At 72.2% G+C, this 19,427-nt stretch carries 21 protein-coding genes; 9 read left to right on the top strand and 12 right to left on the bottom strand.

The window, feature by feature from the left end:
* Positions 1-94: 94 nt before the first annotated feature.
* The 5 genes from ACFY3L_RS23165 to ACFY3L_RS23185 form a co-directional block, all read right to left on the bottom strand.
* Entirely contained in the window at positions 95-928 is an 834-nt protein-coding gene (locus ACFY3L_RS23165) for a hypothetical protein (RefSeq protein ID WP_389327498.1), read from the bottom strand.
* Positions 929-1,035: 107 nt separating this feature from the next.
* Positions 1,036-1,698 (bottom strand): alpha/beta fold hydrolase, encoded by a 663-nt coding sequence (locus tag ACFY3L_RS23170; RefSeq protein WP_389327501.1) that lies wholly within the window; start codon positions 1,696-1,698, stop codon positions 1,036-1,038.
* Complete coding sequence (gene paaK, locus ACFY3L_RS23175; protein WP_389327504.1) at positions 1,695-2,990, bottom strand: phenylacetate--CoA ligase PaaK; 1,296 nt, start codon at positions 2,988-2,990, stop codon at positions 1,695-1,697. Before paaK ends, ACFY3L_RS23170 begins: the two co-directional genes overlap by 4 nt.
* Positions 2,987-3,424 carry a hydroxyphenylacetyl-CoA thioesterase PaaI gene (gene paaI / locus ACFY3L_RS23180; protein ID WP_389327508.1) on the bottom strand — a complete coding sequence of 146 codons (438 nt, stop codon included), beginning with the start codon at positions 3,422-3,424 and terminating at the stop codon, positions 2,987-2,989. The genes paaK and paaI overlap by 4 nt, the downstream gene beginning before the upstream one ends.
* A 21-nt stretch (positions 3,425-3,445) precedes the next feature.
* Positions 3,446-3,919: a hypothetical protein gene (locus ACFY3L_RS23185; RefSeq protein ID WP_389327511.1), complete on the bottom strand. Its 474-nt coding sequence runs from the start codon at positions 3,917-3,919 to the stop codon at positions 3,446-3,448.
* Between the two features lie 69 nt (positions 3,920-3,988).
* Here ACFY3L_RS23185 and ACFY3L_RS23190 point away from each other — a divergent pair, with 69 nt between their 5' ends.
* The 5 genes from ACFY3L_RS23190 (at position 3,989) to ACFY3L_RS23210 (ending at position 7,885) form a co-directional block, all read left to right on the top strand.
* Complete coding sequence (locus ACFY3L_RS23190) at positions 3,989-4,651, top strand: TetR/AcrR family transcriptional regulator C-terminal domain-containing protein (RefSeq protein ID WP_389327514.1); 663 nt, start codon at positions 3,989-3,991, stop codon at positions 4,649-4,651.
* A 27-nt stretch (positions 4,652-4,678) separates the two neighbouring features.
* Positions 4,679-5,143 carry a DinB family protein gene (locus ACFY3L_RS23195; protein ID WP_389327517.1) on the top strand — a complete coding sequence of 155 codons (465 nt, stop codon included), beginning with the start codon at positions 4,679-4,681 and terminating at the stop codon, positions 5,141-5,143.
* 44 nt (positions 5,144-5,187) lie between these two features.
* Positions 5,188-5,976 carry an ABC transporter ATP-binding protein gene (locus ACFY3L_RS23200; RefSeq protein WP_389327520.1) on the top strand — a complete coding sequence of 263 codons (789 nt, stop codon included), beginning with the start codon at positions 5,188-5,190 and terminating at the stop codon, positions 5,974-5,976.
* A gap of 46 nt (positions 5,977-6,022) precedes the next feature.
* Positions 6,023-6,796 carry an ABC transporter permease gene (locus ACFY3L_RS23205; RefSeq protein ID WP_389327523.1) on the top strand — a complete coding sequence of 258 codons (774 nt, stop codon included), beginning with the start codon at positions 6,023-6,025 and terminating at the stop codon, positions 6,794-6,796.
* 141 nt (positions 6,797-6,937) lie between these two features.
* Positions 6,938-7,885, top strand: coding sequence for an ADP-ribosylglycohydrolase family protein (locus ACFY3L_RS23210; RefSeq protein ID WP_389327526.1), 948 nt, complete (start codon positions 6,938-6,940; stop codon positions 7,883-7,885).
* Positions 7,886-7,895: 10 nt separating this feature from the next.
* Here the strand turns inward: ACFY3L_RS23210 and ACFY3L_RS23215 are convergent, their stop codons facing one another.
* Entirely contained in the window at positions 7,896-8,342 is a 447-nt protein-coding gene (locus tag ACFY3L_RS23215; RefSeq protein ID WP_389327529.1) for a GNAT family N-acetyltransferase, read from the bottom strand.
* Between the two features lie 56 nt (positions 8,343-8,398).
* On the opposite strand from ACFY3L_RS23215, the gene ACFY3L_RS23220 reads away from it, so the two are divergent.
* Positions 8,399-9,838, top strand: a complete 1,440-nt coding sequence (locus tag ACFY3L_RS23220; protein ID WP_389327532.1) for a hypothetical protein — start codon at positions 8,399-8,401, stop codon at positions 9,836-9,838.
* 10 nt (positions 9,839-9,848) lie between these two features.
* The gene (locus tag ACFY3L_RS23225) at positions 9,849-10,010 is read left to right on the top strand and encodes a hypothetical protein (RefSeq protein ID WP_389327535.1); all 162 of its coding nucleotides are present in this window, start codon (positions 9,849-9,851) and stop codon (positions 10,008-10,010) included.
* 8 nt (positions 10,011-10,018) lie between these two features.
* Here the strand turns inward: ACFY3L_RS23225 and ACFY3L_RS23230 are convergent, their stop codons facing one another.
* The 4 genes from ACFY3L_RS23230 to ACFY3L_RS23245 form a co-directional block, all read right to left on the bottom strand.
* Positions 10,019-10,987: a hypothetical protein gene (locus ACFY3L_RS23230; RefSeq protein ID WP_389327538.1), complete on the bottom strand. Its 969-nt coding sequence runs from the start codon at positions 10,985-10,987 to the stop codon at positions 10,019-10,021.
* 86 nt (positions 10,988-11,073) lie between these two features.
* Positions 11,074-12,435, bottom strand: coding sequence for a diguanylate cyclase domain-containing protein (locus tag ACFY3L_RS23235; RefSeq protein ID WP_389327541.1), 1,362 nt, complete (start codon positions 12,433-12,435; stop codon positions 11,074-11,076).
* Between the two features lie 222 nt (positions 12,436-12,657).
* A complete protein-coding gene (locus ACFY3L_RS23240; RefSeq protein WP_389327544.1) occupies positions 12,658-14,919 on the bottom strand; it encodes a catalase in 2,262 nt (753 codons plus the stop codon).
* Positions 14,920-15,015: 96 nt separating this feature from the next.
* Positions 15,016-15,507 (bottom strand): quercetin 2,3-dioxygenase, encoded by a 492-nt coding sequence (locus ACFY3L_RS23245; RefSeq protein WP_389327547.1) that lies wholly within the window; start codon positions 15,505-15,507, stop codon positions 15,016-15,018.
* 57 nt (positions 15,508-15,564) lie between these two features.
* On the opposite strand from ACFY3L_RS23245, the gene ACFY3L_RS23250 reads away from it, so the two are divergent.
* Positions 15,565-16,218 (top strand): TetR/AcrR family transcriptional regulator, encoded by a 654-nt coding sequence (locus ACFY3L_RS23250; protein ID WP_389327550.1) that lies wholly within the window; start codon positions 15,565-15,567, stop codon positions 16,216-16,218.
* Between the two features lie 25 nt (positions 16,219-16,243).
* Here the strand turns inward: ACFY3L_RS23250 and ACFY3L_RS23255 are convergent, their stop codons facing one another.
* Entirely contained in the window at positions 16,244-16,843 is a 600-nt protein-coding gene (locus ACFY3L_RS23255) for a sugar O-acetyltransferase (RefSeq protein ID WP_389327553.1), read from the bottom strand.
* Between the two features lie 134 nt (positions 16,844-16,977).
* On the opposite strand from ACFY3L_RS23255, the gene ACFY3L_RS23260 reads away from it, so the two are divergent.
* The gene (locus ACFY3L_RS23260; protein WP_389327556.1) at positions 16,978-18,027 is read left to right on the top strand and encodes an aldo/keto reductase; all 1,050 of its coding nucleotides are present in this window, start codon (positions 16,978-16,980) and stop codon (positions 18,025-18,027) included.
* A 138-nt stretch (positions 18,028-18,165) separates the two neighbouring features.
* On the opposite strand, the gene ACFY3L_RS23265 is transcribed toward ACFY3L_RS23260, so the two are convergent.
* On the bottom strand, positions 18,166-19,407 hold the full coding sequence (locus ACFY3L_RS23265; RefSeq protein WP_389327560.1) for a hypothetical protein: 1,242 nt from the start codon (positions 19,405-19,407) through the stop codon (positions 18,166-18,168).
* Positions 19,408-19,427 lie beyond the last annotated feature (20 nt).

Raw genomic sequence — 19,427 nt, forward strand, 5'->3', positions numbered from 1 at the left:
CCGACCGAGCCGGCCTAATCAACCGGGCCGGCCGAACCGACTGAGCCAACTGAGCCGGCCGAGCCAGCCGAACCGGGCCGAGCCGGCCGGCCTCCTACCGGACCCGCCCCGGACCGGCCAGGAACTCGGTGATGGCCCGCCCCGGCACGTCCGTCACCCCGAACTCCTCGGGCACGGTGTCGAGCTTGCGCTGCACCGCCGCCCGGATCGCGCCGCCGTCGTCACCGGCGGGCGAGGCCAGCCGGTCGTAGGCCGCATCGTCGGCGTCGCGCAGCACCGCCCGCAGGCCGGTGAGGCCGAGGTAGTCACCGGCCCGCACGGCGGCGTCGATCCAGTCCGGCGGGAAGTCCGCCGACACCGAGCCCAGCCCGCCGGCCATGGCCCGGCTGTGCAGCCCGTGCATCCGCGCCAGGTGCCGCAGCCCGATCGGCCCGTGGTCCGCCGCCGGCCCCTCGACGGCGACGCGGAGCCACAGGTCACCGGCGGTGTTCCACAGCACCTCGACGAGGTCCCGGAGCAGCACCCCGTCCCGGTCGTCGACCCAGGCCGGCGCGGGCCGCCAGCGGCGGGTGGCGCGCAGGTGGTCGAACCCCGCGCCGATGGTGACCGTCTCCAGGGCGTCGACCGCGAACCGGCACGGCAGGATCGACGCGAGCGGCACCACCCCCGGCGTCCCGGTCAGCGACACCCACGCCAGGGTGGGGTCGTCGGAGTCGACCAGGTCGTGCCACCGCCCGCCGTCCAGCAGCGCGACCTGACAGTGGTCGGCGTCGATCACCGACACGACCACCGCCACCCCTCGTTCGTCGTCGCGCCAGGTGTACGAGGGGTCGTCGCCAGGGTCGGCCGACATCAGGATCCGCTGCACGTCACCCGCCACCGCGACCTGCAGCGTGCGGGTCAGCCCGAAGATCCGTCGCTCGATCACGGGCAACTGTAGCCGGAGGGCGTCAACGATGAAGGCGCCGACGGCGGACGAGAAGCCGATGGCCTTGATGACGTCGCCGCCGACGATGAACGCGGTGAAGACGGCGGTCAGCTCCTGCCGCTCAGCGCGGTTGCCATGGCGGTGAGGCGGTCGGTGACGGCCCGCGGGTCGACGAGCTGGTGCAGGTGCTCGCCTGGAAGGTGCTCGACGAGCCAGCCGCGGTCCTGGGCCTCCGCCGCGGCCGGGGCGTAGTGCGCGGAGAACTGGAGGTAACCGCACGGCACCGTGTCCCAGCCTGCCGGGACGGGGAGCCGCTGCTCGTAGTACCAGAGCGGAATCCGCGGCTGCTCGGCCTCGACCGCCTGCCGCAGCCGCGGGTCGGGGATGAGCCGCGCCAGGTCGGAGCCGGGCCACCACGTCGTCCACGGCGGGAGCAGGCCGTCGACGACCCTGTCCCGCAGGTGCTCCAGCACCTTGGGCGCGACGATGGGCGTGGGCCCGGTGCGGGCGGGCAGTGCCGCGTCGACGAACACGCACGCCGCGACCCGCTGCGGCAGCGCACCGGCCACGGCCGGCATGAAGTAGCCGGCGTTGCTGTGCGCCACGAGGATCACCGGGCCTGGTGGTGCCGCGTCGAGAACCTGCTGGACGACGGCGGGCCAGGACGGCGGCCCGCCGAGCAGCGACGGCACCGCGGCGTCGAGCAGCGCCGCCACCGGCGCCCACGACGCGGGCCCCAGCAGCGGGCTGTGCACCAGGACGTAGTTCACCGCGGGCGGTTGTCGAGGATGCGCTTCGCCTTGCCGATCGAGCGCTCCAGCCCACCGGGCGGCAGCACCTGCACCCGTACCGTGACGCCCACGTTGTGCTTGACGAGCGCGGCGAGCTGGGCGGCGAGCGACCCGTCGACGGGGTCGGCGCGAGCCTCCACGCGCACGGTCAGCTCGTCGAGGCGGCCGGGCCGGTCGATGACGCAGACGTAGTGCGGGGCGAGGCCCGGCACCCGCAGGATCAGCTCCTCGATCTGGGTCGGGAACACGTTGACGCCCCGCAGGATCATCATGTCGTCGGAGCGGCCGGTGACCTTCTCCATCCGGCGCATCGTCCGGGCGGTGCCGGGCAGCAGGCGGCTCAGGTCGCGGGTGCGGTACCGGATGATCGGCAGCGCCTCCTTGGTCAGTGACGTGAAGACCAGCTCGCCGCGCTCGCCGTCGGGCAGCACGTGGTCGAAGACCGGGTCGACGATCTCGGGGTAGAAGTGGTCCTCCCAGACGTGCAGGCCGTCCTTCGTCTCCACGCACTCCTGCGCGACGCCGGGCCCGATCACCTCCGACAGCCCGTAGATGTCCACGGCGTGCATGTCGAGCCGCTGCTCGACCTCGCGGCGCATGTCCTCGGTCCACGGCTCCGCGCCGAAGATGCCGACCTGCAGGCTCAGCCGCTTCGGGTCCACGCCCTGCCGGTCGAACTCGTCGAGGATCGTCAGCATGTAGGACGGGGTGACCATGATGATGTCGGGCTCGAAGTCGACGATGAGCCGCACCTGCCGCTCGGTCATGCCGCCGGACACCGGGATGACGGCGCAGCCGAGCCGCTCGGCGCCGTAGTGCGCGCCGAGTCCGCCGGTGAACAGGCCGTACCCGTACGCGACGTGGACCCGGTGGCCCGGGCGCCCGCCCGCCGCGCGGATCGAGCGGGCCATCACGTCGGACCACATGTCCACGTCGGCCTGCGTGTAGCCGACGACGGTGGGCTGCCCGGTGGTGCCGCTGGAGGCGTGGATGCGGGCGATGCGCTCCCTGGGGACGGCGAACATCCCGAATGGGTAGCTGTCCCTGAGGTCCTGTTTCGTCGTGTACGGGTAGCGCGCCAGGTCCTCGAGGGAGCGGCAGTCGTCCGGGTGCACTCCCGCCTCGTCGAACTTGCGCTTGTAGAGGGGCACATTGTCGTACGCGTGCCGCAGCGTCCACTGGAGTCGCCGCAGCTGCAGGGCGCGCAGTTCGTCGACGGACGCGGTCTCGATCGGCTCCAGGTCGCCGGGGCGGGGGCTCAGGTCTTTCACGCTCGTTCCTGCCCTTCCAGGATGCGGCGGCCGAGTGCTCGGCTGCGGCCGCGGAACTCGGCGATGACCGATCCGTCGGCGGTGCGGACGGTGACGTCGTACAGGCCGCTGCGCCCCTGCCGGACCCGCTCTTCCGCGACGGCGGTCAGGTCGTCGCCGGGCTTCGCGGGCGCGACGAACGTGACGTCGAAGCCGGCGGCCACGGTCACCTCGTCGTACGTGTTGCAGGCGATCGCGAACGCGCTGTCGGCGAGGGACGCGATGAGCCCGCCGTGACAGATGCCGTGGCCGTTGGCCATGTCGTCGCGGACGCGCATCGCGATCGTCGCGCGGCCGGGCGAGACGTCGCCGAGCCGCATGCCGAGCCCGCGGCTCGCCGGGTCGCTGTCCCACACGGTCCGCGCGCAGCGGCGGGCCACTTCCTCGGGGTCCATGCACCTTGCATACCCGGGTTTTCACACCGCCGCAAAGGTGCAGACGGCCGCGGCGAGCATCAGGGCGTGCAGGATCATGTGCTCCAGGTTGGGCCGGGGGCGGTCGCCGATGCGGGGCAGGACGGTGACGGTGCTGGCGTAGGTCCGGGCGTGCAGCTCCGCCCAGGTGACGCCGGTGCCGGCGGTCGCCCACGGTGCGGTGCGGCCGGCGAGGTACGGCATCCACCACAGGATCAGCCCGCCGAGGACCGACAGCGCGGCGAGGGTGCCGGCCACGTAGCCGAGCACCGGCAGGTGCAGCGCCTTCCCGAGCCCGAGCAGCACCGCGGGCAGCGCCATGACCGGCGCGTTGATGGCGACCTCGGTCCGCTGCTCCTCGCGCTTCGCGTCGCGCACGTTGTTGAAGGGGTACAGGTCGACCAGCGTCGTCACGAGGAAGTAGGCGACCGCGGCCAGGATCAGGACCAGGGCGAGGACGAGCACGTCAGCCTCCATGTTTACGGTGTAAGCAACCCGTCGTCTGGTAGTGTTGCTTACGCTGTAAACATCGTCAAGGGAGCTTGCGTGCCGAAGGCCGGACTGAGCCGAGAGCGGGTCCTCGACGCCGCGCTGGACTACGTCGACACCCACGGCCTGCCGGCGCTGTCGATGCGCAAGCTGGGCGCGCACCTCGGCGTAGAGGCGATGTCGCTCTACCGGCACGTGCCGAACAAGGACGCGCTGCTCGACGGCCTGGTCGACCGGGTGATGGAGCACGCCTTCGCCGGGCTGCCCGCGCACTTCGACGACTGGGTTCCGTGGATGCGTTCCTTCGCGCACTCGCTGCGGGCCGCGCTCCTCGCCCACCCCGGTGTGCTGCCGCTCGCCGCGACCCGCCCGGTGAACTCCCCCGACGCGCTGCGCATGTCGGAGCGCTGGCTGGCCGCGATGCGCGCCGCCGGCCTGCCCCTCGGCCGCGCCATGGACGTGGTGAACGTCGTGGCGACGTTCACGATCGGCCACACCCTCGCCGAGGCCGGCCGCACCCCCGGCCACGAGGACTCCGACCCCAACCTCGACGAGCACGCCGGCGACCTCGACCCGGCCGAGTTCCCGAACCTCCTGGAGGTCGTCACCACCCGCGCCGGCCTCGACTTCGACCACCGCTTCACCGAGGCCGTCGACATCCTCCTCGCCGGCTACGCGGCGCTGCCTCCTGTTGCGGATCCGCACGTTCCTTCGCCGTGACGCAACCCTGGCGGCGATGCTTGGCCCGTGCCTCGAAACGACGCCGGACCCCCATCCACCGCCCCCGACGAGAAGCCGGTTCTGCTGGGCTTCCTCAACTACCTCCGCGACGCGATCACGGCCAAGGTCTCGGGGATCCCCGAGCCACAGGTCCGCACGGCGGGCGTCCCGTCCGGCACCAACCTGCTCGGCCTGGTCAAGCACCTGGCGTGCGTTGAGCGGTACTACTTCTTCGGCGAGCGCATCACCAGCCTCCGCCGCACCATGCAACCGACCGCCAAGGACACCGTCGCCAGCGTCCTGGCCGACTACCGGCAGACCATCACCCGCGCCGACGAGCTCATCGCCGCCTGCGACGACCTCGCCAAGCCGCTGCGGGGCGGCGGCCCGTCACTGCGCTGGGTCCTGGTCCACCTCATCGAGGAAACCGCCCGCCACGCCGGCCACGCCGACATCCTCCGCGAACACCTCGACGGCGCCACCGGCCGCTGAGCCCTTCGTATGCTGGGATGGTGGGGTGTCACCCGGATCTCGCGGTGGAAACCCGGGGCCTGACCCGGCGTTTCGGAGATCTGCTCGCAGTCGATCATCTGGATCTGCTGGTGCCGCAGGGCACGGTGTTCGGCCTGCTGGGACGCAACGGTGCCGGCAAGACCACGACGATCAAGATGCTGACCACGCTGCTGGCTCCGACCGAGGGTACGGCCAGGATCGCGGGCTTCGACATCGGCACGCAGCCGGCGTCGGTGCGCCGTGTGGTGGGCTATGTGCCGCAGCTGCTCTCCGCGGACGGTGCACTGACGGCGTCGGAGAACCTGCTGGTCTTCGCCCGCCTGTACCACATCCCCCGGGCGCGGCGGCGGGCGCGCATCGACGCGGCGCTGGCGTCGGTGGGGCTGCAGGACGCCACGCACAAGCTGGTGCGCGACTTCTCCGGCGGGATGATCCGCAGGCTCGAGATCGTCCAGTCGATGCTGCACCGGCCGGCGGTGTTGTTCCTGGACGAACCCACGATCGGGCTCGACCCGGTGGCCCGTCACGGCATCTGGAAGCAACTCCACGACCTGATCGCGCAGGAGGGCACGACGCTGTTCCTCACCACGCACGACATGGAGGAGGCAGACGCCCTGTGCAACCAGGTGGCGATCATGCATCACGGCACGATGGTCACCCACGGGACCCCTGACGACCTGAAAGCCCGGCTCGGCCCGCACGCGAACCTCGACGACGTCTTCGTCGCGTACAGCGCAGCGACCGAGGAGACCGACGAAGGAGCGCTCCGCGATGTCGAACGGACCCGGCGCACCGCACGGCGCCTCGGCTGAACGCCGATCAACGTACCCGGCGCGGACGGCCATACGGCGCCGGGCCGTGCCGCTGCTGTTCGCTCAGGACACCGCCGCGATCGTCGACGTCGAGATCCGCAAGCTGCGCCACGATCCGATCGAACTGCTGACCCGGGCGGTCCAGCCGGTACTGTGGCTGCTCGTGTTCGGCAAGGTGATGGCCCACGCCCGGGCGATCCCGACCGGGGACCTGCCGTACCTCGACTTCCTGGCACCGGGGATCCTGGCCCAGAGCACCCTGTTCGTCGCGATCTTCTACGGCATCGCCGTGATCTGGGAACGCGACCTCGGAGTGCTGAACAAGTTCCTGGTCAGCCCCGCCTCCCGGGCATCGCTCGTGCTCGGCAAGGCGCTTTCGGCCGGGGTGCGGGCCCTCACCCAGGCCGCCATCGTCTACCTGGTCGCGGCCGCGCTGGGCGTGGACCTGGCGCTCGCCCCGGTGCCACTGGCCGGCGTCGTCGTCGCGCTCGTCCTGGGCGCGGCGGTGTTCGCCACCTTCTCGCTCATCATCGCCTGCCTGGTCAAGACCCGCGAACGGTTCATGGGCATCGGGCAGATCCTCACCATGCCACTGTTCTTCGCCTCCAACGCCATCTACCCCATCGCCGTCATGCCCACCGCGCTGCAATGGCTGGCCAAGGCCAACCCGCTCACCTACCAGACGGACATCCTGCGCGCCCTCATGCTGCAGGGCGGCACCAGCGCCTTCGGGCTGCCGCTGGACTTCGCCGTGCTGACCGGGACGCTCCTGATCCTCGTCGCAGTGGCGGCCCACCTCTACCCCCGGGTCGTGCTCTGACGCCCCGGGCGCTCCGCCGCGCCGGCTCGGCGGCCGCTCCGGACGGCGCTGACCCGGGCGGATGACAAGTCGGCCGGGCCTGTGCGGCATGCTGGCGTGGTGGTCGACGACGCGACAGCACGGGTGTCCGCTGGACGGAACGTGGAACGCCGGGATCGGGTGGCCGGTGGTTTGCTGGGCGTCCACGCCGGGGACGCGCTCGGTGCGGCCGTGGAGTTCTCCTCCTGGGCGGGTATCCGCGACCGGTACCCCGACGGGCTGCGCGACATCGTGGGCGGCGGCCCGTTCCGCTGGTCTCCGGGCGATGCGACCGATGACACCGACCTCACGCGGGCCGTGTTGCTGGCGTACCTGTCGCCGGGCGAGGACGTGGTGCGTGCCGCCGCGGACAACATGGTCGCCTGGCTGCGGGGCGAGCGGCCCGGCCGCCGGCCCGGGTCGGAGCCACGTGACGTCGGCGCCGCCACCCGTGCCGGCCTCGTGCGGTACCTGCGGACCGGTGACCCCCGGGCCGGTGGCGCCGGCATGGGCCGGGCCGGCAACGGGTCGCTGATGCGCTGCATCCCGACCGCGCTCGCGGTCACCGACCAGCGCCGCAGGGTCCGGGAATCGATGGAGATCTCAGCCATCACCCACGACGACCCGCGCTGCACCGTGGCCTGTGCGGCGTACAACGAGATCGCCGCCGCGCTGCTGGCCGGGGGCGCCCCGGACGCCGCCGTCCAGGCCGGGCAGGCGGTCGCGGCACAGTCGCGTCAACCCGCGGTCGTCGACGCCATCCGATACGGCCGGCAGCTACGGCCGGCGATGCTGGCCCTCACCGGCCAGACGTACCTCGCCGACGACGCGGCCGGCTACGTCCTGGACTCGCTGAGCCTGGCCGTGGCCGCGGTCCTGGACGCACGCCCGCTGGCCGACGTCCTGGTCGACATCGTCCGGATCGGCAACGACACCGACACCAACGCCGCCATCGCGGGCGGGCTGCTCGGTGTCCGGGACGGCGCATCCGCCATCCCCGCCGCGTGGCTGTCGTTGCTGCAGTACGCCGACGAGTTCACCAGCGCCGCCGGCTCGCTCCGCAGCCGGTGACGGTCCGCCGTCAGAGCAGACTCCGGCGCAGGATGTGGTTCAACCCGAACGGTGTCTCGATGGAGCGGACGTCGACGTAGCCGAGCCTTCGGTAGAAGTCGTGCGCCGTGATGCTCGCGCTGGTCTCCATGTGGTCGTAGCCTTCGGTCTCGGCCAGCGCCTCGATGTGGCGCAGGAGGAGCCGTCCGATCCCGCGACCGGCAGCACTCGGGTGCACGAACATGGTGTGGACCTTGTTGCCGTCGCGGGAGACCGTGCCGGCGATCCCGCTTGTCTCGGCGACGAACATCTGCCGTTCCCCGGCGAGTTCCTGGACGCGTTGCGCGGTGAAGTGGGCGCACATCCGCTCGATGACCTCGCTCGGATAGTCGCGGCTGTTGACCTCACGCAGGCAGTTTTCGATGATGCCCGCCACAGCGGGGGCGTCGGCGTTGTCGAACCGTCGAATCGTCACCATCGATCAATCCTGCCAGCATCAAGCACCGGCACGCGGCGGTGGGTAGGGTGCGGCACATGTCCAAGCTGGCCGGGAGCCTGTCGGCGTTGTTCGCCGGATACGCCGAGTTCTGGCTCGGGGTGTCGCAGCCGGTGCCCGCGTTCACGGTCGAGGTGAACGGGCCGGACCTCGAACTCACGGTGGACGGGGTCCAGCGACCGGTGCGTGGGCGGCTGTCCGCCTACGCGGTGCTCGCGCACCGGTTCTGGGCCGCGGTCCTGCCGGCGCCGGTCGTCATCCCCTCACTGATCCGCGGGGGCAACGAGGGGCGCGACTGGGAGCAGTTCGACGACGAGCACGCCCGGGCAGCGCTGCGGGAGGCCGCGGCCGGCCTGGAAGCGGCGGGTGAGCGAACCGAAGCGGCCCTGGTCCACCGGCTGCTGGCGGGCACCGACGGCGACTGGGGCGTCCCGCCGTGGACGAGCGCGGCCGAGTACACCGGGCACCACCAGGTGCCGGGGTCGTTGCTGGCGGAGGTCCAGCGCCGCAGCCCGGTCGTGGAGCGGATCGCCGGCCGCAAGTCGTGGAACGCCGCCGGTACCGTCAAGGCGCTGCAGGCAGGCGTCGGGGTGAGCGACCCGTTCGACCGGCTGGCCCTCGCACACCTGTCCGCGCACGCGATCGGTGAGTGGATGTGGTCGGAAGGGCTCAAGCACGACGAGGCGCTCCGGTTCCTGCTGGCGTTGACGACCGACCCGGACGCCGCCGGCATGGTGGCGCTCGGCGGGGCCGAGGACATGGCGCTGGCGCTGGTCCGGCAGCGGGCGTACGCCGAGGCGATCCCGTGGCTGACCGCCTGCATCGACGGCGACGTCCGCGTGGCCGAGCTGGCCGCGGCCCGCTACGAGTGCCGGCTGGCGGTCGGCGACCCTGACGCCGACGACGACTGGCCCCTGGTCGAGCGGACCGTCCACGCGCCCGACGCCAAGCGGAACCGCAGCGAGGCGGTCGCCGGCGGGCCGTCCTGGAACGACGTCCGGTTCGCGGGCGGTCTCGGCGCCAGGCGCGCGGCGGCCCTTGCCCGGGCAGCGGAGGCCACGGCACTGCGAGCCGCCGGTGAGGATCTGTGGCTCGTCGAGCAGGTCCGCCGGTACGGGAGCGACACTGCACGCAAGGGAGTCGAACGGCTGCTCAAGAAGCGGGCCTACACGCCGGGCGACGACGAGGCCGCCGCGCTGCGCGCCCGCGCGCGGGACCTGTGCGAGCAGGCGTTGCGCACCGCCGGGCCGGACGCGGCGGACACCGCACCCACCACCGCGGAGGGCGGCAAGGACCGGGAGCGGTTCTTCCGCGCCAACGCGCTGTTCGGTGCGGTCGGCCGCGCCCGCGAGGCACTCGGCGACCACGACGCCGCGCTGGCCGCCTACACCACGGCCCGCGACGTCGCCCTCGCCGCCGGCATCACCGGCGACTGGTGGGCCGGCGACGTCCAGCGGGTCGGAAACGCTCCCGGCTGATGCGGTTCTGGTGCGGTGTCGGATCGAGATCCTGGCCGGTATCGACCCCGACGCGCTCGACGAGTGGAACGTCCGGACGATGCGGATGCCGGGCGACGGTGATCTGCTCGAGAGCCGTACGCTCGACGGGCGCACCCAGGAGCTCGTGTACCGTCCGATCCCCCGGCGGTGACGCGTGGTTCAGCGCAGCTGCGGCAGGAAGCGGTGCCGGGCGAGCGCCGCCGTCGTCTCGGCGACGAGGGCACCGACGAGCGCGGTGATCGCCAGGATGACGACCCAGGCCCAGATCCGGGTGCCCGGCGGGTGGCCGTACGCGATCCAGTGCAGTGCGAAGGTGGCGACCGCCGCGTACGGGAAGGCGTACGCCCAGAACGCGGACGTGAAGCGCAGGTGGCGGTACACGCCGATGAGCCGGAGCTGGATGAGCGATGCCAGGAGCGCGTAGCCGGCGAGCCCGAAGGCCACGGCGTCGACCTTGCCGTGGCTGATGGCCAGGTACGCCAGGCCGGCGAGCGCGGGCGGTGCCGCCAGGATCGCCAGGGTGGGTTGCAGCTGCGCGGGGAGCGGAGGGCGGAAGTACAGGCGGGCCACGATCATCGACTCGATGATCAGCCACGACACGAGGCCGAAGCCGAAGAACACCCGCGCGAGCCCCGGCCAGCCGGCGAGGGCCGCGCCGATGGTGGCGATGAGCCCTCCGGCGACGGCGGGCAGCACGTACCCGGGGTGCAGCTTCTCCATGTCCAGGCCGCCGGCGATCCATTGGCCGGCCATCCACCCGGCCAGCACGACCGTGACGGTGACGAACACCCCGAACAGCCACCGGCCCACCGCGGGATCGTGCCGCATCAGGCCGATGGACAGCAGCATGCCCACGATCGGGATCAACGAGACGAACGGCCCCAGCACCGGGTCGGCCAGCTCGGCGGTCCAGCCGCCGGGTCGCCGCGGCACCTGCGTGGCGTAGCTGATGAGCAGCGTCAGCCAGACCGCGGCCGCCACGATGCACAGGATGTCGGAAACGAGCGCGGGCGCGAACTGCAGCATCGCGGCGTAGCCCCAGCAGCCGGCCAGCCCGGTCAGCCCGTACGCGATGCCGAACAGATTCGGCGTGACCCCGACGCGTGGCTCACTCGTCCGTGCGTTCACCGCGGCACGCTACCCGCCGATCCAGCCGTTATGCCGGTGCCGTGATTCCCGGCATCACAGGCAACGGCACGCTTCGTGCGCTTGGATCACGTGCCCGACGATACGGACGGGATGCCGCGGGGGCTTTCGGGTGAGCGGGTGCGGCGCTTGCCGGCTGGCTTGGCGAGGTACATGGCCGTGTCGGCCCGCTCCAGGACCTGGTCAGGGGTCTCCCCCGGCCCGGCGACCGCGATGCCCACCGTGCCCTTGCCCTGCACTGGGCCGCAGCTGAGCTGGAGCTTGTCGGCGAACGCGTCGCGGACGGCCTGCGCCGCGGCCTCGGCCTGCGCCTGTGCCGCGTGTGGCAGCAGGACCGCGAACTCGTCGCCGCCGAGGCGGGTGACCGTGGCGCTGTCGTCGACGGCGGAGCGGAGCCGCTGCGCGACGCCGGCGAGCAGTTCGTCACCGATCTTGTGGCCGAGGGTGTCGTTGACGACCTTGAAGTCGTTCAGGTCGATGAGCAGCATGGCGTAGGGCGTGCCGGCGGCGTACGCCACGGCGAGCCGCTCGAACAGGAGCCGGCGGTTCGGCAGCCCGGTGAGCGTGTCGAAGTGCGCGGCCTTGTGCAGTTGCTCCTCGTACGAGCGCTGCGCGGTCACGTCCTGCAGCGTCAGCACCACGCCACGGCCCTGGGTGAACCCCTTGGCCATCGGCACCGTCTGCAGCACCACCTGCAGGGGCGTGCTGTCCGCGCGGACGATCCGGCCTTCGAGCTTCGTACGGTTGCCGTGGGCGCCGCACGCCGCCACCAGGGCGCGCGGGTCGACGGGGCACCCCTCCAGGTCCTGCAGCCGCAGCTCACCCAGGTCCGGCACGCCGTCCCGGGGCCAGCCGACCAGGTCCGTGACCGCCGGGTTGGCCAGCACCACGCCGCCGGCGGCGTCGGTCACCACGACCGGGAACGGCAGTTCGGTCAGCACGCCCTCGAGCAGCGCGTTCTGTGCCTTCTGCTGCTCCTGCAGCTTCGCCATCAGCGTGCGGGTGCCGAAGACCATGAGGGTGGTGGTCGGCAGTGAGATCATCGCGCCGGGCACCGGCTCGACGTGGAAGGGCATCGCGATGGCGACGGCCCAGATCCCGAGGTAGCCGGCCTGCGACAGCAGCAGCCGCGGCAGGCTGCCGATCGCCGCGCGGAACAGCACCGACATGAAGATCGTGCTGATCATCGGGGCGACGTCGGTCACCTGGGACATCACGAAGAAGACCGCGGCCAGCTCGATCGGGTCCGCCCAGATCGGCAGGGGACGCGCCCGCCGGAACTCGAAGACCCGCAGCGTGATGACGAGCAGCTCCGCCGCGGCACACGACCGGGTCACTGCCGCGCCGACGCCCATGTGCGCCACCTGGACGGTCAGCCCGATCGCGCAGATGACCAGGGAGACCAGGAAGAAGAGCCGCAGCGAACGCATGGGGTCACGCTGGACGAAGGACCGTAGCACCCCGGGAACCATGCCGCTGTGATCGACGGCGGGCGCCGCGAGGTGAGCCGACGCCGGTTGCGGACCGGTTGTCACCACGGCCGCCGCCGGTGCCGGGGTGCGGAAAGTGGTCCCGCCTGGCCGCCGGCGGCTGAACCCGGCGCGCAAGGCTGAGGACCCGCTCGCGGTGCGGGTCCTCAGCGGCACATGCGGTCAGGCGACCGTGGCGGGGAACCGCTCCCAGACGCGGTGCGCGCCCATCAGCTGCCGCACGCCCGTGAACACCTCGTCGGCGGCGTCGCCGGACACGACCCCCGGCGTGCCGGCGACGCCGGCCGCGGCCAGCACCCCGGTGCCGGCGCCCCAGGCGCCGATCGCCTTGGCGTGCCGCCAGCACTCCTCGACCATCAGCACGACCCGCGGGTCGACGGTGGTGGTGCCGGCGGCGCCGGCCTTGGCGTCGCGGGCCGGGATCGCGTCGGGTGCGGGCACGGGCGCGCCGGCGAGCAGCAGCGCGTCGAACTCGACGGACCGGCCGGTGGCAAACGTCCGCTGCACCGGCAGCCCACCGACCGTCCCGCCGTGCGGCGCGATCAGCAACGGCACCATGCCGGCCGCGAACACGGCCTCGCGGATCGCCCGTACATCGGCGACATCGCCGGCAGGGTCGACGACGATGCCGACCGTGCGGCCGTCCGTCGGCCACTCGCGCCCCACCTGTGACAGCGCGGGGCTCGGCGCCACCTCTGCCAGGGGCACGGTCGGCTCCGGCACGGGCAGTCCGAGCCCGGTGGCCACCTCGGCGCACAACACCGGGTCGATGTTGGCGAGGGCCAGCAGCTGCCGTTCCTTGATCGCCTGCTCGTAGCACTTGCCGAGCTCGAACGTGTACGCGCGGATGATGTGCTCCTGCTCCACCGGCGACATGCTCGTCCAGAACAGCCGTACCTGACTGAAGTGGTCGTCGAACGACGCCGGGTTGGCGCGGATCTTCGGCGCCTGCGTGACGGTCACCGGGGTGTCGTAGAAGGCGTGCTCGGCGTCGCCGGCGACGAACGGGTTGCCCCCGTCGAGGGAGTTCGGCCGGTACGGCGCGACCCCGGCGTGCACGGCATGCTGGTGGAAGCCGTCGCGGAGCATGTCGTTCACCGGCGCGTGCGGCCGGTTGATCGGGATCTGCGGGAAGTTCGGGCCGGCGAGCCGGGTGATCTGCGTGTCGAGGTAGGAGAACAGCCGCGCCTGCAGCAGCGGGTCGTTGGTGACGTCGATGCCGGGCGGCAGGTTGCCCAGGTGGAACGCGACCTGCTCGACCTCGGCGAAGAAGTTCCGCGGTGTCCGGTTGAGGACCATCTTCCCGACCGGCTGCACCGGCGCGAGCTCCTCCGGCACGATCTTCGTCGGGTCGAGCAGGTCGATCCCGGCGAACGTCTCCTCCGGCGTGTCCGGGAACACCTGGACGCCCAGCTCCCACTCGGGGTACGCGCCGGCCTCGATCGCGTCGTACAGGTCGCGGCGGTGGAAGTCGGGGTCCATGCCGCTGAGCATCTGCGCCTCTTCCCATGTCAGGGAGTGCACGCCGAGTTTCGGCTTCCAGTGGAACTTGACCAGCACCGTCTCGCCGGCGTCGTTGACGAGCCGGAACGTGTGCACGCCGAAGCCTTCCATCATCCGGAACGAGCGGGCGATGCCCCGGTCGGACATGTTCCACATCACGTGGTGCTGGGCCTCGGTGTGTAGCGACACGAAGTCCCAGAAGGTGTCGTGCGCGCTCTGCGCCTGCGGGATCTCACGGTCCGGGTGCGGCTTGCCGGCGTGGATGATGTCGGGGAACTTGATGCCGTCCTGGATGAAGAAGACCGGCATGTTGTTCCCAACCAGGTCGAACGTGCCCTCGTCGGTGTAGAACTTGGTCGCGAAGCCCCTCGTGTCGCGCACCGTGTCGGCGGAGCCTCGGGACCCCAGTACCGTGGAGAAGCGCACGAAGACGTCGGTCTCCTTGCCCTTCTTGAGGAAGCCGGCCCGCGTCAGCGCGTCCGCGGTGCCGTAGCCGGTGAAGACGCCATGGGCGCCGGCACCGCGCGCGTGCACGACCCGCTCCGGGATCCGCTCGTGGTCGAAGTGCGTGATCTTCTCGCGGAGGTGGTGGTCCTGCATCAGGATCGGCCCGCGCGGCCCCGCCTTGAGCGAGTGGTCCGTGTCGCGCAGCCGCGCCCCCTGCGCCGTGGTGAGGTATGCGCCCTGCTGTCCGTTCGCTTCGGCGGGAGCGCCGGTCTCCGCCCCTGTCGGCGTCCGCGTGTCGGGTGCTCCCTGCTCGTGCTTCGCCGGCAGCGGCGGTACTGGTGTCGTCGGCTCTTCGACCGTCGGCGTCCCGCTGCCGGGTGACCCGGGCACGTCGGGCGTCAGCAGGTCGGCAACCTTGTCAGCGGCGGCTTCGACAGCTTGCTTGACGGCCTTCGCGGGCTTGCTGGTGGCCATTGGCGAACACACCTCCATGAAGTCAACGCATGCAGGCCTTTCGCACTACCCGGGACAGGTCCGGACAAACTTCTCCGGCCACTGCTTCCCTGCCGCTCAGTGCCCGGGCGGGGGGCCGAGGAGCTCGATCGCGTGCTGGGCCGCGGCGTGTCCGAGGGCGACGGGATCGATCGGCCCCGGGTCGGGCAGCCGGTGCGCTCCCGCCGGCTCGCCGACCGCCGCGGCGAACCGGTCGAAGCCGGACGGCGTGGTGATCTGCAGGGTTCGCAGGGGCTCGTCGGCGCCGACGACGAACGAGTGCGGCAGCCCCGTCGGCAGCAGGACGAAGTCACCCGGGCCGGCCGGCAGCACCTCCCCGTCGCAGTGGAACTGCGCCGTGCCGGACAGCACGTAGAACAGCTCGTCCTCCTCCAGGTGCCGGTGCAGCGGCGGCGCGAAGCCGGGCGGGTTGACGAACTCGACGACCGTGAGGCGCCCCCGCGTCTCGGCACCGGCCGCCTTGACCGTGACCAGGCTGCCGAGGAACCACAGCGCGTCACCCTCGCCCTCGCGCCGCACGTACGGACGGACCGCTGCCGTGTCTGCCATGTCGACTCCATTCGCCATACCGCCGTCTAATGAATACGTTGCTAGTATGACGGAACCATGAGTGATGTCAACGGCAGGCCACGGCGGCGCTACCGGTCGTTCGTGCGCGAGGAGGGCGCCCAGCGGACCCGCCAGGCGATCGTGGCCGCGGCCGCCGAACTGTTCGTCGAGCGCGGGTACGTCGTCACCTCCCTCGCCGACATCGGCGTCGCCGCCGGCGTCTCCCGGCCCACCGTCTTCGCCGCGTTCGGCTCCAAGCCCGCGCTCCTGCGGCAGGTGCTCGACCAGGCACTCGCCGGCGACGACGCGCCCGTGGCCGTCGCCGACAGGCCCTGGTTCCGCCCCGTCTGGGACGCCACCACACCCGGCGCGGTCCTCGACGCCTACGCCGACGCGTGCGTCGTCATCGCCCGCCGCGCCGCCCTGCTGTTCGAGACCGTCCGCCGAGCCGCCGACGACACGCCGGAGGTCGCCGAGCTGTGGGACACCCTGCAGCGCAACCGCCGGGCGGGCGCGGCGATGGTCGTCAGGCACGTCCAGACCCTCGGCGACCTCGACCCGTCACTCGACACGGAGACCGCGACCGACGTCCTGTGGATCTACAACGACCCGGCCCACCACGCGGCCCTGGTGTCCCAGCGCGGCTGGCCCGAGGACACGTTCCGCCGCTGGCTGGCCACCAGCATGCGGCGCGCGCTCCTGCCCGGCTGACCGCCCCCGGCTCGGGTGGCGGCGCTCAGTGCATCGGGACGTAGCCGGTGCGGTCCGCGTCGGTGATCTGGCGCAGCACCCGGGCGGGATTGCCCACGGCGAGCGTGCCGGCGGGCACGTCCCGGGTGACGACACTGCCGGCGCCGATGACGGCGCCGTGGCCGACGGTCACGCCGGGCAGGATCGTCACGCCGCCGGCGATCCACACGCCGTCGCCGATCGTGATCGGTCTCGCCCGGCAGGCGCCGGCCTTGCGCTCGGCGAGGTCCAGGGCGTGGTTGGCGGTGTAGAGGCCCACCTTCGGGCCGATCAGGACATCGTCGCCGATCGTGATGGGCGCGCCGTCGAGCATGACACAGTCGAAGTTGGCGAAGAACCTCGCTCCGACATGGATGTTGGTGCCGAACTCGCACCGGAAGGTTGGCTCGAAGTTCGCGCCCTCGCCGAAGGTGCCCAGCACCTCACGAAGCAGCAGCTCCCGCTCGGCCTGCGGCCGCCCGTACGCGGCGTTGTAGGCGTCGGCCGCCAGGACCGCGCGCTGCCGGGCGCCGATCAGCTCGGGAGTGAGGTCGTCGTACATCGCTCCGGTGGCGATGTGCGCGAACTGCTCGGAAAGGCTGGCCACCCGTTCTCCTCGCCGACACTCGACAACCTCGACGGCGCCAGTCTGCCAGGTCTGGTGCCGGGGTCAGGTTCACGGGCACGGAGGGTCCACTGCTGGTTGACCTGGAGTCCACTCCAGGTCTTAGGCTGCGCGGCATGCGATACCGCACTCTCGGCCGGACCGGCATGCAGGTCAGCGTCCAGTGTCTCGGCACGATGATGTTCGGGGCGGTCGGCAATCCCGACCACGACGACTGCGTGCGGATCATCCACGCGGCGCTCGATCAGGGGATCAACTTCGTCGACACCGCCGACATGTACTCGGCCGGGGAGTCGGAGGAGATCGTCGGCAAGGCGCTGCAGGGCCGGCGGGACGACGTCGTGCTCGCCACGAAGGTGCACTTCCCGATGGGTGAAGGGCCGAACCGGGGCGGCAACTCGCGCCGCTGGATCGTGCGGGAGGTCGAGGACAGCCTGCGGCGGCTGCGGACCGACTGGATCGACCTGTACCAGGTGCACCGGCCCGACCCGACCACCGACGTCGAGGAGACCCTGTCGGTGCTCACAGACCTCGTACGGCAGGGCAAGATCCGGGCGTTCGGCTGTTCGACCTTCCCCGCCGAGGAGATCGTCGAGGCGCACCACGTCGCGGAACGCCGGGCGCTGCACCGGTTCCGGACGGAGCAGCCGCCGTACTCGCTGCTGGCCCGCGGCGTCGAGAAGGACGTCCTGCCGGTCGCCGCCCGGTATGGGATGGGCGTGCTCACCTGGAGCCCGCTCGCGTCCGGTTTCCTGACCGGCCGCTACCGCAAGGGCGACCCGATCGACCTGTCCACCGGGCGGGCCGCCCTGAACCCGGCACGGTTCGACCCGTCCCTGCCGGAGAACGCCCGCAAGCTCGACGTCGTCGAGCAGCTCGTCACCGTCGCCGAAGACCTCGGCCGCACGCTGCCCGAGCTGGCGCAGGCGTTCCCGGTCGCGCACCCCGCGGTCACGTCCGTCATCATCGGCCCGCGCACCATGGCCCAGCTGGACGCCTCGCTGAAGGGCGCCGGCCTGACCCTGGACGACGCCGCCCTCGACCGCATCGACGAGATCGTGCCGCCGGGCACCGACCTGTACCGGGCGGACGGCGCCTGGCGCCCGCGGTCGCTGACAGACCCGTCCCTGCGCCGCCGCCCCGTCGCCGACCGCGCCGCGGCGTAAGCCGGCGATGGTGCCGCGGTGCGCTGCACGGGCCGCGCGGACGGCTGACGGTGGGATCATGAGCGACGGTCTTGCGGACCGCGGTCCGGCGGGAGCTCACCGCCGCCCTCGACGGCGACGGTCGTCACCACCAGCTGATCACGTTCGGCGGCGTTTGCGGAGTCGTACCAACGCCGGGATCCACGGGGCGGTGCCGAGAACCGCGAGCAGGGTGAGCAGGGGCAGCCGCCACCACCAGTGGATCGTCGCCGGCGGGGCGGACGGTGGCTTGGCGACCCACGGCCGGGCCGTCTTCGACCAGGCGAGGAACGCGTCGCCGACCGGGACGAGGCCGAGGGCGTACCGCTTGGTCCACGGCGTGCCGAGCGGCAGGCCGGCCAGCTCGCCGTAGTTGGCCAGGGCGGCGGCGAGCGGGGCGTCGTGCTGCACCTGGGCGGCGCCGACGGTGACCACGGTCGCGGAGAGGCTGACGCCGAGCGGGAGCGGGCCCGAGTCGACGTCGGCGGGGCCGTCCACACCGGACGGGTACTCGCGCACGGCGGGGCCGAGGCCGAGCGGGCGCACGACGTACTGGTCGCGGAAGCGCAGGTACTGCTCGCGGGCGAACGCCGGGTCGATGTCGCCGAGGAACCGGTGGATGATGCTCTGCGACGTCGCGCGGGCCACCTCGAGCGGCTCGCCGGTGGTGGGGTCGGCGCGGTGCGGTAGCAGGCCGGTCCGCGGGTCGAGCCGTTCGCGGGCGCCGGCGATCCAGCGGGTGACGGTGTGCTCGTACCGTGGCGGCAACAGTGAATCGTGCAGCCGCAGCGACGCGATGGCGACGGTCGAGTCGACCGGCCACGCCTGGCCCGGATACGCCTGCAGGAACGGCGACGCCGACGCGTCGAACGCGGTGCCGAGCGCCTCGGCGGCCGCCGTGAACCGGCTCTGCTCCCCCAGGTCACGCTGCCCGGCGGGCTGCAGGCTCAGCACGCCGCCGAGCAGCCAGTTGCTCCAGCCCTGGTAGAAGACGCCGTACGGCGGGGTGAGGCTGTCGCTGAACGGTGCCTTGCCGGCGGGGTCGTCGAGGTGCCGCCACGCCCACCGGGCCTCGCGCAGGGCCGTCGCCCGTTCGCCCGCGGGGGCGCGCATGCCGAGCTCGACCCAGGTCAGTCCGTACAGCACGTGGAGGAAGAAGTACCCCTCCGGGTACAGCTGCTGCGCGTCCTCGGCGGCGCCGTCGTCGAGCGCGGCGCGCAGGAACGCCAGCTGCCGCCGCACCCCGGACGGCTCGCCGCCCGTGCCACCCGTGGCCGGCGCGACCAGCCTGACCGCACCCACCAGCGCACAGAGGCTGACGAGCACAGCGACGGTACGGCGCAACCACCGCAGCCAAGACATCCGCTGATCTTAGGAGGCGC

Origin of the sequence: Dactylosporangium sp. NPDC000521, assembly GCF_042898305.1 — a bacterium.
GTDB lineage: Bacteria > Actinomycetota > Actinomycetes > Mycobacteriales > Micromonosporaceae > Dactylosporangium.